1 protein-coding gene is annotated in these 716 nt (G+C 65.1%); it reads right to left on the minus strand.

The annotated features are described in order from the left end of the window. The coding region (locus CDN38_RS28090; protein WP_142361405.1) for an RNA-guided endonuclease TnpB family protein at positions 1-705 on the minus strand (705 nt) is incomplete at its 3' end. Between the last annotated feature and the right edge of the window lie 11 nt (positions 706-716).

Consider the following 716-nt stretch of genomic DNA (forward strand, 5'->3'; position numbering starts at 1 on the left):
TCCGGTTTTGGCGGCGGCGCCGTTGGGCAGGAACGCGCCGCGATTGTCGGGGTCGGGTTTGGGTTTCGGGCGGCGCATCATGTTCTTGACCGCCAGTGTCTCCCCACCGATCACCTGATGGGTTTTGGCCAGGCTCGTGGTGAGTTTATGAATCCGATCGGTTCGTAGGTTGGCGATTCGGGCATGGGTGCGGGCGATCTCGGCCTGGGTTTTCTGCCAGCCGCGAGATGGGTCCTGTTTACGTTGGGACCTGGTGTCCCACGGGCCGATCTGGCGAGCCGCTTTGCGTTGCAGCGCCCGCAGTTTCCGCAACGCCCGCTTGAGTTCGCGGGGCGCGGTGTGACGGGCGATCTCGATCCCGTCGGGCGTGGCAATCACCAGCAGGTCTTTAACCCCGGAGTCGATGCCCACCACGGGCGCATCCGCTGTAGCGATGCCGGCCAACACCGTGGCTGGTTGGCGACGCACTGCACAGGTGAACGACACCAGCCACCGGCCCCGCTCGAAGCGCACCGTGGCACCCAGAATTCGCGCCGTGCCCGACTCGATCCGGCGACCGAGCTTGCGAGTGGACTCGTGGGTATGGATCGTGCCCAGCACCGGCAGCGTGACGTGATGCCGGGACGGCTCCACCCGCATGGCTTCGGTGGTGAAAGTGAAACTCTTGGCCGAGCGGCCTTTGCGTTTGAATCTCGGGAAGCCCATTTTCGGGCCGT

The sequence above is a fragment of the Mycobacterium ostraviense genome (assembly GCF_002705925.1).
GTDB classification, from domain to species: domain Bacteria; phylum Actinomycetota; class Actinomycetes; order Mycobacteriales; family Mycobacteriaceae; genus Mycobacterium; species Mycobacterium ostraviense.